The organism is Aeromonas sp. R2-1, from assembly GCF_040908425.1.
GTDB lineage: Bacteria > Pseudomonadota > Gammaproteobacteria > Enterobacterales > Aeromonadaceae > Aeromonas > Aeromonas caviae.
The window spans coordinates 15,099-30,431 of sequence record NZ_JBFODR010000036.1; the positions used below are offsets into that span (position 1 = coordinate 15,099).

At 63.4% G+C, this 15,333-nt stretch carries 16 protein-coding genes and 1 pseudogene; 9 read left to right on the top strand and 8 right to left on the bottom strand.

The annotated features are described in order from the left end of the window. Both cyoA and AB5Y80_RS13380 read right to left on the bottom strand, forming a co-directional pair. The gene (gene cyoA, locus AB5Y80_RS13375; RefSeq protein WP_201893534.1) at positions 1–1,089 is read right to left on the bottom strand and encodes a cytochrome o ubiquinol oxidase subunit II; all 1,089 of its coding nucleotides are present in this window, start codon (positions 1,087–1,089) and stop codon (positions 1–3) included. 507 nt (positions 1,090–1,596) lie between these two features. Further along, positions 1,597–2,040: a carboxymuconolactone decarboxylase family protein gene (locus AB5Y80_RS13380; protein WP_201893533.1), complete on the bottom strand. Its 444-nt coding sequence runs from the start codon at positions 2,038–2,040 to the stop codon at positions 1,597–1,599. Between the two features lie 119 nt (positions 2,041–2,159). Here AB5Y80_RS13380 and AB5Y80_RS13385 point away from each other — a divergent pair, with 119 nt between their 5' ends. Continuing rightward, positions 2,160–3,068 (top strand): LysR family transcriptional regulator, encoded by a 909-nt coding sequence (locus AB5Y80_RS13385; protein WP_048208026.1) that lies wholly within the window; start codon positions 2,160–2,162, stop codon positions 3,066–3,068. A gap of 90 nt (positions 3,069–3,158) precedes the next feature. Here AB5Y80_RS13385 and AB5Y80_RS13390 read toward each other — a convergent pair whose 3' ends face one another. The 3 genes from AB5Y80_RS13390 to AB5Y80_RS13400 form a co-directional block, all read right to left on the bottom strand. Continuing rightward, the gene (locus tag AB5Y80_RS13390; protein ID WP_039039207.1) at positions 3,159–3,488 is read right to left on the bottom strand and encodes a DUF3634 family protein; all 330 of its coding nucleotides are present in this window, start codon (positions 3,486–3,488) and stop codon (positions 3,159–3,161) included. A 95-nt stretch (positions 3,489–3,583) separates the two neighbouring features. Beyond that, positions 3,584–4,555 carry a nucleoside hydrolase gene (locus tag AB5Y80_RS13395; RefSeq protein WP_302098217.1) on the bottom strand — a complete coding sequence of 324 codons (972 nt, stop codon included), beginning with the start codon at positions 4,553–4,555 and terminating at the stop codon, positions 3,584–3,586. A gap of 133 nt (positions 4,556–4,688) precedes the next feature. Beyond that, entirely contained in the window at positions 4,689–4,988 is a 300-nt protein-coding gene (locus AB5Y80_RS13400) for a DUF3861 domain-containing protein (RefSeq protein ID WP_042014216.1), read from the bottom strand. 81 nt (positions 4,989–5,069) lie between these two features. Here AB5Y80_RS13400 and AB5Y80_RS13405 point away from each other — a divergent pair, with 81 nt between their 5' ends. Both AB5Y80_RS13405 and AB5Y80_RS13410 read left to right on the top strand, forming a co-directional pair. After that, positions 5,070–5,492: a MarR family winged helix-turn-helix transcriptional regulator gene (locus AB5Y80_RS13405; RefSeq protein WP_052258799.1), complete on the top strand. Its 423-nt coding sequence runs from the start codon at positions 5,070–5,072 to the stop codon at positions 5,490–5,492. Between the two features lie 129 nt (positions 5,493–5,621). After that, positions 5,622–6,191 (top strand): HutD family protein, encoded by a 570-nt coding sequence (locus tag AB5Y80_RS13410; RefSeq protein ID WP_029314060.1) that lies wholly within the window; start codon positions 5,622–5,624, stop codon positions 6,189–6,191. Here the strand turns inward: AB5Y80_RS13410 and AB5Y80_RS13415 are convergent. Beyond that, entirely contained in the window at positions 6,188–6,394 is a 207-nt protein-coding gene (locus AB5Y80_RS13415; protein ID WP_368173047.1) for a hypothetical protein, read from the bottom strand. The genes AB5Y80_RS13410 and AB5Y80_RS13415 overlap by 4 nt on opposite strands. Before the next feature lie 197 nt (positions 6,395–6,591). Beyond that, positions 6,592–7,032: an azurin gene (gene azu, locus AB5Y80_RS13420; protein WP_161653018.1), complete on the bottom strand. Its 441-nt coding sequence runs from the start codon at positions 7,030–7,032 to the stop codon at positions 6,592–6,594. A 299-nt stretch (positions 7,033–7,331) separates the two neighbouring features. On the opposite strand from azu, the gene AB5Y80_RS13425 reads away from it, so the two are divergent. Continuing rightward, positions 7,332–8,375 carry an FAD:protein FMN transferase gene (locus AB5Y80_RS13425; protein WP_368173048.1) on the top strand — a complete coding sequence of 348 codons (1,044 nt, stop codon included), beginning with the start codon at positions 7,332–7,334 and terminating at the stop codon, positions 8,373–8,375. A 41-nt stretch (positions 8,376–8,416) separates the two neighbouring features. Here the strand turns inward: AB5Y80_RS13425 and AB5Y80_RS13430 are convergent, their stop codons facing one another. Beyond that, positions 8,417–8,842 (bottom strand): Hsp20/alpha crystallin family protein, encoded by a 426-nt coding sequence (locus tag AB5Y80_RS13430; protein ID WP_039039212.1) that lies wholly within the window; start codon positions 8,840–8,842, stop codon positions 8,417–8,419. Between the two features lie 270 nt (positions 8,843–9,112). On the opposite strand from AB5Y80_RS13430, the gene AB5Y80_RS13435 reads away from it, so the two are divergent. From AB5Y80_RS13435 to AB5Y80_RS13455, 5 genes and pseudogenes are all read left to right on the top strand, one after another. Next, the gene (locus AB5Y80_RS13435) at positions 9,113–10,759 is read left to right on the top strand and encodes a response regulator (protein ID WP_042014219.1); all 1,647 of its coding nucleotides are present in this window, start codon (positions 9,113–9,115) and stop codon (positions 10,757–10,759) included. A gap of 60 nt (positions 10,760–10,819) precedes the next feature. Further along, a pseudogene (locus AB5Y80_RS13440) lies at positions 10,820–11,782 on the top strand (ion channel). Positions 11,783–12,034: 252 nt separating this feature from the next. Continuing rightward, positions 12,035–12,841: an exodeoxyribonuclease III gene (xthA, locus tag AB5Y80_RS13445; RefSeq protein WP_010673667.1), complete on the top strand. Its 807-nt coding sequence runs from the start codon at positions 12,035–12,037 to the stop codon at positions 12,839–12,841. 183 nt (positions 12,842–13,024) lie between these two features. Beyond that, on the top strand, positions 13,025–13,513 hold the full coding sequence (locus AB5Y80_RS13450; RefSeq protein ID WP_368173049.1) for a hypothetical protein: 489 nt from the start codon (positions 13,025–13,027) through the stop codon (positions 13,511–13,513). Positions 13,514–13,796: 283 nt separating this feature from the next. Continuing rightward, the gene (locus tag AB5Y80_RS13455; protein WP_368173050.1) at positions 13,797–15,329 is read left to right on the top strand and encodes an efflux RND transporter periplasmic adaptor subunit; all 1,533 of its coding nucleotides are present in this window, start codon (positions 13,797–13,799) and stop codon (positions 15,327–15,329) included. Positions 15,330–15,333: the final 4 nt, after the last annotated feature.

Below are 15,333 nucleotides of genomic sequence, written 5' to 3' on the forward strand. Positions count from 1 at the left end.
TTATTCCTCGGATCCTGCTTTCACACTCTTGTCGGCCGACATGGCCATGTGTCCGGCATGGGCGTCATGGTTCATGGCCTGGTTCTCCATGGCGTCCTCTTGCAAGGCCTCATGGTTCATCCCTTCGTGGTCCATGGCACCCGCTTTCGGGGCGGCGTCATGGTTCATGGCCTCGTGGTTCATGCCCTCGTGATCCGCGGAGCCCGCAGCCGGGGTGGCGTGACCACCATGGGACATGCCGCCCATGAACTTGTTGATGATGTTGACGAACAGCTTGGGATCGGCGCTGGCGAAGTACTCCACCGGGTGGTTTTCGCTCTTCTTGGCCAGGGCATTGAACTCATCCATGGTGCTCAGGGCCTTGGAAGAGGCCTTCACCTTGGCTACCCAGGCGTCGAAACCGGCTTGGTCCTGGGTCGCGATGGCCTTGAACTTCATGCCGGAGAAACCGGCACCGCTGTAACCGCCGGAGATGCCCTTGTACTCGCCCGCCTCGTTGGCAATCAGGTGCAGCTTGGTCTGCATGCCGGCCATGGCGTAGATCTGGCCGCCCAGTTGCGGGATGAAGAAGGAGTTCATCACGGTGTCGGAGGTCACCCGGAAGTTGACCGGGGTGTTGACCGGGAAGGCCAGTTCGTTGACCGATGCAATGCCCAGCTCTGGATAGACGAACAACCACTTCCAGTCCAGGGAAATGACATCCACCTGAACCGGTTTGACGTCCGATTCCAGCGGCTTGTAGGGGTCGAGGGAGTGGGAAGTTTTCCAGGTGATCACCGCCAGGATGACGATGATGATGACGGGTACAGTCCAGACGACTGCCTCAATCTTGTTGGAGTGGGCCCAGTCCGGCGCATAGGTGGCACTGGTGTTGGACGCCCGGTATTTGTAGGCGAACGCCACCGCCATGACAATCACGGGCACCACCACAATCAGCATCAAACCGAGTGCGGTGAGTATCAGTGACTTCTGCTCCATACCGACCTGCCCCTTGGGGCTCATCAGTGCCATGTCGCAGCCACTCAGCAAGCTGGCGGTCGCGAGCAGCAGCAAAGCGCCCAAGCCCCTCTTCACATCAAAGAGTCTCATGCAATGTCCTCATCTTTTGAAGGCTTATTGGTATAAAAAAATGCAGCATTTTATTGCATCAGACCGGCATGTGAACAACATGAAAAATTAATCCCAAAAATGTTCAAAAGGTGATGGAAAGCGGTATCAGATGTTAATCCCTTGACAATGACCAATTTATTCAAGTTACACCGCGGCAATTCATCTTCCGTTAATCTCTCGCGCCACCAAAAGTGACCACCAATTAACCAAAAAGATCCATCTGGTCTGTTTTTAACCCACCATTGCGATCAAAAAAGAGCCATACAGCCCCTTTTCGACTCACAGGTCATTTTTCCACACCTTGATCTGGATGGGTATTTTTCGGGGAAGATTAAAAAAATAATTAATCAAACAAATGTATGATTAACTTCCCGCCCCCCGACAACGGTCGCAACCCCTGGCGCCAGAAGGCACACTTCGTAACAAAACGGGCCCTTGTGCGGGCCCGTTGACAATCGTTTTCTCTCCCTCCCTCGAGGTCCGGTGTCAGGAGTGATCGTGTTCCATCTGGGTCGCCACGGCGATCCGGTTCCAGGCGTTGATGGTGACCACCTGCATCAGGCACTGGGCCAGCAGGGTTTCCCCCAGTTGGGCCAGCGCCGCCTCATAGGTCTGCGCCGTGAGCCCCTTGTCGGCGATCAGGGTCACCTCGTCGGTCAGGGCCAGCACCGCCCGCTCCCGGGCGTCGAACAGCGGCGACTCCTGCCAGGCGGCCAGCGCCAGCAGACGCTGGGCGCTCTCCCCGTGCTTCATCGCCACGTCGGCGTGCATCTCGATGCAGTAGGCGCAACCGTTGATCATGGAGGCGCGCAACTTGATGAGCTCCTTGAGCGACAGGGGAATGTCGGTGCCCCCGAGGTAGGACTCAAGGCCCATCATGGCCGAGACGGCGGCGGGCACCTGGTTGGCGAGCTGGATACGGTGTGACATGGCAAGACTCCTGTGATGGACCCCGGATGGGGCGGTGAGCTGATTGTTCACTTTTTCATTGTTGATTAGAATATCGTCATAACCTGCAACAGTTTTGCGTTTATCGCAAAGGTGAATCCATGCTGGATCGCATCCGCATCCTGGCCCAGGTGGTGGAATCGGGCAGTTTCTCCCGTGCCGCCCGCGCCCTCAACCAGGCCCCCTCCTCCGTGACCCGTGCCATCGACGCCCTGGAGCAGCAGCTCGGGATCCCGCTCTTCAAGCGCAGCACCCGCCAACTGGTGCTGACCGAGCAGGGCGCCTATTTTCTCACCCGCTCCCTGCCCCTGCTGGAGGAGGCGGATCAGCTGGTGCAATCCCTGCAACCCCTCTCGGTGGCGCCAGAGGGGCCGCTGCGGGTCTCGGTGTTCGAGAGCTTCGGCGCGTCCTGGCTCTCTCCCCGCCTGCCCGACTTCCTCGCCCGCTACCCCGGGGTGCGCCTGGAGGTTGCGCTGGACAACCGCATGGTGGATCTCGATGCCGAGAACGTGGACGTGGCAGTGCGCATCGGCAAGCCCGCCGACAGCAGCCTGCACACTCGTCATCTGCTCACCAACCGCTCGCTGCTGGTCGCCTCCCCCGCCTATCTGGCCCGCCATGGCGAACCCGCCCATCCCGCCGAGCTGGCCCACCACAACTGCCTCATTCGCGGCCATGGGCGCCAGCGCCAGCACTGGTACTTCCAGCAGGGCACGGAGCGCGAGAAGGTGGCGGTGCAGGGCAACCTCGCCTCGGTCGGGGGCACGCCCCTGCTCTGCGCCGCCCTCGCGGGGTGCGGCGTGCTGCTGCTGTCGAGCTGGATGGTGCAGCAAAGCATCGACGAGGGCACCCTGCTGCCGCTGCTGCCAGAGTGGCTCGCCTCCCCCTACGAGGATCGCCAGGACGAGATCCACGCAGTGTTTCGTGGCGGCCGCTTCCTCAAACCCCAGACCCGCGCCTTCATCGACTTTCTGGTCGAGGCGATCAGGCCCTTGCAAGGGCCGCGCTGACCGCAACAGGGCCTCCTGGCGAAACGCTGAAAACGCAGACGCCGGGCACAGGGCCCGGCGTCTGGAAATGAGGGTCGCCACGGCGACCGCTCAGCGTGATTTTCGCCCGTCAGGGCTTGGGGAGAGCCCCCGATAATCCCCGTAGGGGAAGATGTTGCGCAGGCGCTGGGCCACGGGCTCGGGGATGGAGCGGGAGAAGACCAGCCTCACCCCGTTGCCGTCCCGCAGGCCCAGGATGCGCCCGCGCACCGGCTCATGGTGCAGGATCTGGGTCGCCTGGGTCACAAAGCGCGGCGGCACCGAGCCCCGCTTCACCACCACCTTGCCCGGCGCGAGCCGGACCTCGAACAGGGCACCGCGCCCCAGCGTCATCAACCACCCGATCAGGGCTATCGCCACCAACAGAGACAACCAGGCCATTGCGTCTTCCTCCCGTCAACCCGATGTTCGCCAGTATAACCGGGGGCGCCTCACCATGACCCGGCCGCCATCACGCTTTCACTCACTGCCGGGCCTTATCGGCGCCCCTTGCCCCAGGCCACCAGGGTATCCCGATAGAGGGCGAGCAGGGCCTGATCCCGCACCGCGACCCCGACCTGCTGGGCCGGGCAGTGGGCCCACTCGTCATGGGGATGGCGGGTGTCGTCAAATTTTTGCAGGGTATGGCCGATGGCGGGCCCCTCGGTGATGACCCGCACCGGCCCCTTGCGCAGGGTGAACAGCGCAGGATCGATCACATAGGCGATGGCGGAGGGATCGTGCACATGGCACCCCGCCATGCCGATGCGCTCGGAATAGAAGCGCAGGTAGAAGCGGCTGACATCCCACAGGAAGCGGCCCGGCTCCCCCGCATCGTCCCGCAGGGCATCCAGATAGTCGGCGGTGAAGATACTCTGCTGGGTGACGTCAAGCCCGATGATCACCAGGGGCCAGGGGGCGGTGAAGACCCGGTCCGCCGCATCGGGATCGTCGTGGATATTGGCCTCGGCATAGGGGGTCACGTTGCCGCGATGGCCGTTGATGCCAAAGGCGCCGCCCATCACGACCACTTCTTTCACCAGGGCGGCTACCTCGGGGGCCGCCTCGAGCGCCAGCGCCAGGTTGGTGAGGGGCCCGATGGTCACTAGCGTGATCTCGCCGGGGTGGGCCTTCACCGTCTCGACGATGTATTGCCAGGCCGGGCGGGGATCCGGGATGAGGGTCACCTCCCCCGCCTGGACGTCGCCAAAGCCGCTCGGGCCGTGCACCACCGTCGTCGGCCCCACGGGCTCGCGCAGCAGCGGCGCGGCGGCGCCCCGGGCCACGTCCGCCTTCATGCCATATTTTTGTTTGAGCCAGAGGGCGTTGCGGGTGCCGTTTTCGATGGTGGCATTGCCAAACACCGTGGTGATGGCGAGCAGGTCAATGGCGGGGTGCGCCTCGGCAAACAGAATGGCCATGGCATCGTCGATGCCGGGATCAGTATCCAGAATGATCTTGTGGGTCATGGGTCCTCCGTGAAACGAGCTGCCAGTGTAGCGGGCCGTCGCCGCTTTGACAGCACCGGGATCACAACCTCGGGGTTTCCTTTGCATCAGGCATCCTGGCGGGACCACTCGCCCCTGGGGTCAGGGCTGGAGGTCACTCGGAAGGGGCGACCACGGCCTCCTCTCCCCTGGCGGTGCGTTTCAGTTGCCCCATGAATTGCTTGAAATGGGGGAGAAACCCCTTGAACAGCTCCTCTTTGCGATGCTGCATCATGACTTCGCCAAACAGCTTCAACCCGACGATAAACGCCTGATGTTCCTGCTCCGACATGGCCAGCTTCCCCTTGCTGAGCGCCAGGATGGCAAAGATGTCGTCGTGATTCTGGCAGTCGAACTGCAACGGGGGCACCTCGCGGTCCAGCGCCTGGACCTGTACACGATAGGTGTGTGGCATCTTTCATCTCCTCTCGGGCTGGGCTTTTGCCCATATGGTTGATAAAATCAATTAAACTCTTTTAAGTTGACTTTATCAACCATGAAGTTATCAAACCGCCTCTTCCGGATCCTCGATCAGTACAAAATCGCCATGACGCAGCATTTCCGGGCACAGCAGATCGCCCTTAGCCCCCTCCATTACAAGGTGCTGCAACTGATCCATGCGCTGGATCCCGCCACGCCGCAGCTCATCGCGCAGCGGTCGGGCCGCGACAAGGCGCAGGTGACGCGCCTGCTGCAGGAGATGGAGAAACAGGGGCTCATCGAGAAGCGGCCCCATCCCACTGACAGACGCAGCATCTGTCTGGCCTTGACCCCGCTGGCCTGCGAGCGGGTCAACCAGGGGGAGCAGCAGGCCGCACGGCTCGACGAACGGCTGTGTTCTCTGCTGACGCCGGCGGAGATAGCGCAGTTGCAGCAACTGCTGGACAAGATAGAAAAAGGGCTTGAGTCGACCGATTAGGGTCAGCGTCAGGGGGTCCGCTGCCTGATTTGTGGTCAACCAGCGCGGCCTGCGCTGGCGGCGCCTTGTGAGCCACTCCCGGAGATGGTATCACTGGCCCCACTCTCCCCTTCCCGCCGAGGCGCCATCGTGATCACCCTGATTAAAGAGTCCGACCAGTTGAAAATGCCCTGGAAGAACAGGCAGGGCACCACGGCCCAGATCCTGATCTCCCCCCCTGGTTCGACCCTGGACAAGCTCGACTTTGACTACCGGCTGAGCTCGGCCCCCATCAAGGAAGCGGGGAGTTTCTCCCGCTTTCCCGGCTACCAGCGCATCCTGCTGCCCGTCAGCGGTGCCGGTTTCGTGCTCAACGGCCACCCCTACGCCACCTTCGAGGCGGCCCACTTCAGCGGGGATGACGAGACCCGCTGCGAGCTGCTGAAAAAAGAGGTGACGGATCTCGGGCTCATCTACCACCCGGCGCGCATCAGTGCCAACGTGCGGGTGCTGAACCTGCCCTTCCCCCTCAGCCTCACCCTGGAGGCGGACAAGTGCTACCTCTGCCACCTGCTGGAGGGCCAGCTCACCGTGCAGGGACAGCAGGTCGCACCGGGCGAGACCCTGGTGGTGCAGGGGGAGGAGAGCATCCGCTTCGAGTGCGGCAAGAAGACCACCCTCGCCTTCTTTACCCTGCAGCCCAAGCAAGCCGCCGTTTAACGCCGGGGGGCACGGCCCCCGCTGTCGAGGCAGGCCTGCATGGTGTCATAGGGGGTATAGTGCCTGGTGCGGCTGTAGTAGGTGCTGCCCTTGGGGTGGCAGATGCCGCTCCGGCTCTTCTTCACCGGGGGCTCGGCGGCCAGCCCGATGGCGCAGACCAACAGCAGGCAACAGCCGAGCACCCATTTGATGGCGTTTCTCACGACAACCTGTTCCTCTTGGGGGGGCATCAGGCCCGAAAGGCGCCTATCTTACCCTCTTCCGTCCCCCACTCACCCCGCGCCGGATCATGAAACGGGGCACGCCATCCCCAGGCGGACGCCCAAAGCTTGGCATGCCACGGCAAGCGGGCACAAAAAAGCCGGGATACCCCGGCTTTTTCCTGTCAGGCCATGGCGGCCTAGCCGACCTTGAAGGCCCCCTTCATCAGGGCGAAGTGGCCCGGGAAGGAGCAGAAGAAGGTGAGATCCTTGCCCGCCAGGCCGTCGGTCTTGAAGGTGACGCTGGTGCTCTCGCCGCCCCCCACCAACTTGGTGTGGGCCAGGATCCTGGGGTCATCCTTGGGCAGGTAGTCGTGATCGACCCCGGCGCTCATGCCGGCGGTGGCGATAGCCTGATAGTCGGCGGTGTTGGCCAGCACCCAGTTGTGGCCCATGTTGGCCACCGGCAGCTTGCCCGTGTGATTGAGGGTCACCGTCACCTCCTTGCAGGTGGCCGGCACGCTCATCGCGGTCTGGTTGTACTGCATGGCGTCATTGCCTTCGATCACCAGTGCGCACTCGTCGGCCAGGACCGGGGTGGCGAGGGAGCCAAGAAGCAGCAGGGTTAACACCTTTTTCATCATTTTCTCCTTTGATTGACGAAGGATGACAGCACAGGCATCTCGCCCCCGTGAGCGCGACCCGCAAAGATGCTGTCAGGATCGATCTTCATTGTATTCAAATGTCGCCGAAGGACGATGGCTTTTGGGCCAGCCTGCGGGCCCGGTCACTTCTTTTCTCCCGACCCCGGGCCCAAAGCGGGTTGCTCACATCCCCGTCTGGCTTAATTATTTGCGGCCTTCCCGCCCACGGCCACTCGCCAACACCGCAGCCGTTGGCTAAGCTGCTCCCCCGTCGATGACTCCCGCGAGAATGAGAGATGAAGTACCCCTTTGCGCCTGCGCTGACGCGCACCCTGCTGCTCTCCCTGATCCTGCTGCTTGGCGCCTGCCAGCCGGCCCCGACCCAGACCCGCATCCAGGGCAATACCATGGGCACCTATTATGCGGTGACCCTGAGCGACCCCTTCCCCGGCGGACAGGGGGCACTGCATCAGGAGGTGGAGGCACTGCTGGCACGCCTGAACAAGGAGATCTCCACCTATGATCCGGGCTCCCTCATCTCCCGCTTCAATCAGGGAACGGGGCAGCCCCCCCAGGTCATCCCGGCCACCATGGCGAAGATTGTGCAACAGGGCATTGACGCCGGGCACCTCACCCGGGGGGGTCTCGATGTCACCGTGGGCCCCCTGGTCAATCTGTGGGGATTCGGGCCGGACAAGCGCCCGGTCAGGCGGCCCAGCGCAGAGCAGATCGCCAAGGCGCGGGAGCGGGTCGGCATCGACAAGCTCACCCTGACCCCCGAGGGGGATCACTTCCTACTCGGCAAGGCCATCCCAGACCTCTATCTGGATCTCTCCACCCTGGGTGAGGGGGCGGCCTCCGACGATATAGCCGGGCTGCTGGAGCAAAGAGGGGTCCACAACTACCTCATCGAGGTGGCGGGGGCGGTGCGCAGCAAGGGGCACAACGACAAGGGCAATCCCTGGCGGGTGGCCATCGTCGAGCCCTCGGACAGACCGGGCGCCATCGAGGACGTGGTGACCCCGAACGGCATGGCGGTGAGCACCGCCGGCAGCTATCGCAACTATTACGAGCTTGACGGCAAGCGCTACTCCCACATCATCGATCCTGCCACCGGCGAGCCCGTGACCCACAAGCTGGTCTCCGCCACCGTCATCACCCCCACGGCCCTGGAGGCCGATGCCCTCGACACCGCCCTCATGGTGATGGGTCCCGAGCGGGCGATGGCCTTTGCCAGGGAGCACAAGCTGGCGGTCTATCTCATCGAGAAGACCGCCACGGGCTTTGCCGCCAGCCACACCCCCGAGTTTGCCCCCTATCTGGTGCGCAAGCAGCCCTGAATGACGAGGCCCCGCAGTGCGGGGCCTCGTTCACTGACAGCCTATTCGATGGGGATGCGGTGGGGCGCTGGGCTGGCCGCCTGCTTGGGCAGGCGCAGGGTGAGGATGCCGTTGTCAAAGCGGGCGCTCACCTGCTCTGGCGACACCTCCACCGGCAGCTCGACGCTGCGCGACACGCTGCCATAGTAGCGCTCGCTGCGCAGGGCCCGTTCATCCTTGTTCTGGCTGTCAAACTGGCGGATCTCCGCCTTCAGGGTCACCAGCTTGCCGTGCACGTCCACGTGGATGTCCTCCTTCGCCACCCCGGGCAATTCCGCCTGCAGCAGGTAGTCATCCCCGCTCTCCCGCAGATCCAGCTTGATCTGGCTGGGCAACGGGTCCCCGTGCAGGGGGCGGATGTAGAAGCCGGAGGCCATGTCGTGGAACAGATCATCAAACAGGCTGGTGCGACTTGGTAGCAAACTCATCTGATCCCTCCTTGTGAGCGGGCAAGGGAGCAGACGGGCACCCTGCCCTCTGCCGCCTCCCGCATGCTGACGCTCTTCAAGTCTAAAAGCCGGGACAGCGCCTGCCAGTGCCAACTCGCCTTCCCTTGACCAGGATCAAAGGCAAGACACCCTTTTTTTCACCCAAGGTCTGCGGGAAAAACCGGGGGGCCTCCCCATGTGCAATTGCCTGCCTGCGGACTTTGGTGGCACACTTCTCCCACCAGCCCGTAGCGCCTTGATGCCAGACAGATGCAGACACCGGACTCCGTACCCGAGAAGAAACCCCAGCCCAAGCCCAAGCGCATCCTGCTGGTCAACGAACAGCGTTCCTTCCAGATGATGATGAAGGCGATGCTGATCAACATCGGCATCAACCGCATCACCTACACCAACTCCGCCGACGAGGCGCGCCGCCGCTGCCAGAAAGAGAGCTTCGACATCTATCTGCTCGACTATGAGCTGGGGGCGGGCGAGAACGGCCGCCAGTTGCTGGAAAGCCTGCGGGATCAGCAACTCATTCCGCCCCAGAGCGTGGTGATCATGGTCAGCAGCGACGGCTCCCGCGCCATGGTGCTGAGCGCGCTGGAGGCCGAGCCCGACGAATACCTGATGAAGCCCTTCTCCCAGGAGCAGTTCTCGTTTCGCCTCAAACGCGCCCTCGCCCGTCGCCAGGCACTGGAGAGCGTCTTCAGCGCCCTCACCCGGGACGATCTGCCCGCCCTGGTGGAGGCCTGTGCCAAACAGGCGGACGCGGTGCCCCGCTTTGCCAACTTCTGCCGCTGCCTGCAGGCCGATACCCAGCTCAAGCTGGGCCAGGCCAAGGAGGCCCGCAGCCTGATGCGCCAGCTGCTGGCGGGGCAGGAGAACAGCTGGGCTCGCCTCACCCTGGGCAAGGCGTGCCATACCCTGGGTCTGCACGAGGAGGCGGTGAGCCACCTGCAAGCCACCCTGAAACACACCCCCCTGATGGTGGAGGCCTACCTCTGGCTCGCGGAGTCCCTGCTGGCGCTGGGCAATGACGAGCAGGCCCAGCAGGAGCTGCGCCGGGCGGTGGACATCTCTCCCCAGTCGGTGCAGCTCTCCCGCCGTCTGGCGGAGGTGTGCCTGCAACGGCACGACTACGCCCAGGCCAAGGACGTGCTGCTCGCCCTCATCGACTTGTCGCGCAACTCGATCCACCGCACGCCCCATTATCTCGGGGCCTATATCCAGACCCTTACCCTCTACGCCCTCAACAGCAACGACGGCTACCACATCGCCAACCTGCAAAAGCAGGTCAACTCCGCCCTGTCGCGCATCCGCGACTCCCTGATGATGTCGGAGTTCAACTACCCGGTGTTCGAGCAGATCTGCCAGGCCCGGGTGCGCATCGCCCTGGGGGAGCTGCTCAAGGGCAAGAAGATGCTCTATCGCGCCAACCAGAACTGGCTGGACGAGCCCGCCACCATGCCTCCGGCCCTCCTTGGCGAGACCATACTCGCCCTCTATCAGCTCGGGGAGTTCGAGTACGCCGAGAGCCTGCAATCCCTGCTGGCGGAGGATGAGGATCGGCTGCTCACCACCTGCATCCAGGTGACCCGGGATGACAAGACGGTGCAGGAGCGGCGCCAGCGCTATCAGCAGCTCAACGATCTGGGCATCAAGGCCTATCAGGCCGGGGAGCTGGAGCAGGCCCTCGGCCACTTTCGCGAGGCCCTGCGCCGGGCGCCCGCCAATACCGGCGCCGCCCTCAACAAGATCCAGGTGCTGCTGCAACTCATGCAGAAGAACCGCAAGAGCCCGGAGTTTGGCGCCGAGTGCAAGGAGACCCTGGAGGTGCTGGAGGGTATCCCCCTCAACCCCGCCCAGCAGGAACGTTTTCGCAAGCTGCGCCAGGAATATCATCAGCACAGCTGATATCCCCCCTCCTCCCCTCACCTATGCTGATACTGACTCAGGGAAGGGAGGGGCAACACCATGGCAATGTGCCGATACCTGGTGGCCGATGGCCGCCACTGCACCGAAGAGGCAGGGGATCATGATCTCTGCCGCTGGCACGACCCCGCTGCGGCCCACAACACCCCTGATACCGCCGAGGCGCTGGAGCGCTATGTGCGCCAGGGAGGCCTGTGCCACGGCCTGCAACTGGCCCGCGCCGAGCTGGCGGATCTCAACCTGGTGAACAGGCAGGGTCCGGAGGGATTCTTGCTGGAGCAGTGCAACCTCTATCGCGCCAACCTGCGAGGTGCCCATCTCTACGGCATTCGCATCAAGGGCGGCAGCCTGATGAAGGCCGATCTGAGCGAAGCGAACCTCCACTGCGCTACCCTCGACGACGTCAACCTGCTCGGCATCCGCTGGAAGAACACCCGCCTCGACAACCTGGAGACGGGCAAGCGGCTGATGCAGGACAGAAAGGGGCGCCGCGAGCGGGACCCGGCGCAGGCCCGCGTCTGGTTCAAGGAGGCGGAGGAGACCTACCGGGATCTGCGCAAGGCCTCCGAGGGCCAGGGCATCTTCACCATGTCCGGTCGCTACATCCAGCAGGAGCTCACCATGCGCCGCCTGCAGATGCCGTTCTGGTCCTACCGCCGCTTCGCCTCCTGGATAGTGGATCTCTTCTGCGGCTACGGCGAGGCCCCCATGCGGGTGGTGCTCTTCTCCCTGCTGCTCATCGTCATCTGCAGCATTTTTTACTTCTTCTGCGGCCTCAACTTCGCGGGCACCCACCTCATCTATCGCCCGGACGCCCCCCTGGAGCAGAACGCCATCTTCCTGATGGAGTGCCTCTACTACAGCGTGGTGACCTTCACCACGCTGGGGTAGGGGGACTTCACCCCGGTGGGGTTGTCGCGGATCTTCGCCGCCTTCGAAGCCTTTACCGGCAGCTTCACGCTGGCACTGTTTGTGGTGGTGTTTGTCAAGAAGATGACCCGCTAGAAACCTGTCCACGATCTTGCTGGGAGGCAGCTTCCAAGGCTCATATGCTGCTCGCTTATGTGTCGCCAGGCGCTCTCATGTATACATATGCACTCAGGTTCCTCTGCTGCGCTTTATCTTGCTGACAGCCTCTCGCGACAGATCGTGAACAGATTCCCGAGCCGCTGCGCCAGTCACAGCCCCCGAACTTGCATCCATCGCGGATTCCTAGTCCAATAAGCGACGAACAAAAACGACATGAGCACCCCGAACATGAAGATCATCTCTTTCAATATCAATGGCCTGCGCGCCCGTCTTCATCAGTTGCAAGCCCTTATCGACAAGCACCAGCCGGACGTGATCGGCCTGCAGGAGATCAAGGTGCACGACGAAGCCTTCCCGGTCGCGGACGTGGAGGCCATGGGCTACCACGTGGTCTTCCACGGCCAGAAGGGGCACTACGGGGTCGCCATCATGAGCAAGCAGGCTCCCATCGAGGTGCAAAAGGGTTTCCCCACCGATCCGGAAGATGCCCAGCGCCGCATGATCATGGCCAGCTTCAAGCGGGAAGACGGCTCCGTCATCAAGGTGATGAACGGCTACTTCCCCCAGGGGGAGAGCCAGGATCACGAGACCAAGTTCCCGGCCAAGCAGAAGTTCTATGAAGACCTGCAGCACTACCTCGAGACCCACCACACTCCGGACGACCAGATAGCGCTGATCGGGGATATGAACATCTCCCCCACGGATCTCGACATCGGCATCGGCGAGGCGAACCGCAAGCGCTGGCTGCGGGATGGCAAGTGCTCCTTCCTGCCCATCGAGCGGGAATGGATGGAGCGCCTCAAGGGGTTCGGCCTCACCGACACCTTCCGCGCCGCCAACCCCACCGAGTGCGAGCGCTTCTCCTGGTTCGACTACCGCTCCAGGGGCTTTGACGAGAACCGGGGCCTGCGCATCGACCTCATCATGGCCTCCGACGCCCTCAAGGACAAAGTGACCGAGACCGGCATCGACTACGAGCTGCGCGGCATCGACAAGCCCTCGGATCACGCCCCCATCTGGACCTGCTTCGCCTGATCCCCACGCCAGGCTAGCCCTCGCCAAAAGCCCCGGCCCCCGCCCATGCGGGGGCTTTTTTTGTTCACTGCCCCGCCCTTTTTTAATCCATGTCAATTCCCAGGCTAACGGCGCTTGCCAGGCCTTGACCTTCTCCTTTCGGCAAGGTTTAGATTCGGCCCATCCGTCACAGGGAAACCACCCATGCTCTCATCGAGATTGCCCACCACGTTCATCGCCCGGCTGTTGCTGGGGCTGATGCTCGTCTGCAATCTCACCCTGTGCATCGGCTGGCATGGGGCGGCCACCGCCCTGCCAAGCAGTGCATCCGCATCCATCCTGACTCCGGCGCAGTCCCCCTTGTCTCATGGACGGCACCAGAGCGAGCCGGTGCAGCACACCGCCATGCACCAGGCCGACACAGCTTCCCTCTCCTGCCACGGCGGCCCCCAGAGTGAGGCGGCCCCGCCCGGGGAGGAGTGCCAGATGCAGAGCGGCGTCTTCGGCGCCACCAGTGCGCCGCCCCTGCTCGGCCTGCTGCTGTCACTGCTGCTTCCTCTGCTGTTGCTCCCTTCGTGGCGCCTCGCCCCCCTGCTGGACAACTGGTTGCGGGATCCCTTCCTGCGATCCCGCGGCACCCACCCTCCCTCTTGGCCACGCCGACACCTGATGTTGTCGGTGCTGCGCCACTAGAAAGCGCTTCTCTCGCGGCTGCGGCAAGCCTCGGCTTGCCCGTTTCCTGCCGCCTTGCCTGACCCTGCGCCCCGGCCAAACCGGCCCGCTCGCAGGAAGCCGTGCGCGCTGATGCAGCTGCGCCCCGTTTGCCGCCTCGTGGTGATGCCCTGCCCGCGCGCACCACCACACTGGCGGCCTGACAGAAGAGAAGAGATACCATGTCATCCACCCCCGTTACCCGGTCTGCCTGTGCGCAGCCGTGCCAGCCCTCCCTTCGCCTCCCGCGCGCCGGAGGCTTGTCATGAACAAGACACTGTTGATGTCCGCCCTGCTGCTGACCCTCGGCGCCGGTGGCGGCTACTGGGCCGCCAAACAGACCGGTGCAGGCCCCGCCGCCAAGGAGAAGACGCCGCTCTACTGGGTCAACCCCATGGATCCGCGCGACAAGCGCGACGGCCCGGCCAAGGACAACATGGGGATGGACTTTATCCCCGTCTATGAGGAGCAGAAAAACGGCTCGCCGGGCACCGTCACCATCAGCCCCGAGATCCAGCAGAACCTGGGGGTGCGGCTCGCCAAGGTGGAGAAACTCCCCATCCACCAGCAGATCGAGACGGTGGGCTACGTCGGCTATGACGAAGACAGGCTGGAGGCGGTCAACGCCCGCATGGCGGGCTGGATCCGCACCCTCGCCATCAAGAGCGAGGGGCAGCAGGTGAGCAAGGGGAGCCTGATTTACGAGCTCTACGCTCCGGATCTGGTCAATGCCCAGCACGAGTACCTACTGGCACTCAACACAGCCAACCCCCTGCTGCTGCGCGCCGCCGAGGGCAAGCTCAAGTCCCTGCAGGTGCCGGCGGATCAGATTGCGGCCCTCAAGCGCACCCGCCAGGTACAGGAGACGGTGCGTATCTATGCCCCCAGCAGCGGTTATGTCTCCGAGCTGAAGGTGCGCGAGGGGCAATATGTGGAGCCCGCCGCAGCCCTCTTTAACATCAGCACCCTCCAGCAGGTGTGGGTGAGCGCCGAGGTGTTCGAGCGCCAGGCAGCCCAGCTGAAGGTGGGGGACCCGGTCACCATGACCCTCGACTATGCCCCCGGCCGCCACTGGCAGGGCCGGGTCGATTACCTCTACCCGACCCTGGATGCAGCCACCCGGACCCTCAAGGTGCGGCTGCGCTTTGCCAACCCGGACGAGTTTCTGAAGCCCAATATGTTCGCCAAGGTGACCATTCAGGCGGGCAAGGGAGAGCCGCAACTGGTGGTGCCGAGCGAAGCGGTGATCCGCACCGGTAGCCAGGACCGGCTGGTGCTGGCACTGGGGGATGGCAGCTTCAAGTCGGTGGCCGTCACTCTGGGCCCCCAGTTTGGCGACAAGGTCGCCATCAAGGCAGGGGTAGAGGCTGGGGACAGCATCGTCAGCTCGGCCCAGTTCCTGCTCGACTCCGAATCGGCCATCGATTCGGACTTCCAGCGCATGACGGCGGTGCGCCCCGCCCAGGTGTGGACCCAGGGAGAGGTTGAAAGCATCGATCTGGCCAACCGCACCCTGATGGTGGCCCACCAGCCCATCCCCGAGTGGCAGTGGCCTGCCATGGAGATGGAGTTCACCGTGGCCGAGGGAGTCGACATCAGCAAGCTGGCCGAGGGGCAGACCCTGCACCTGCAGGTGATGCAGGAGGGGGATGAGTACCGCATCACCAGCATCCATCAGGAGCAAGCGCCGGCAAGCGGTGACACCACCAAGCCTGCGGCAGATGAGATGGACAAGATGGAAGGCATAGACCATAGCCAGCATCAGATGGCGATGCCCGAGATGGAGAATAAGTCATGATCCC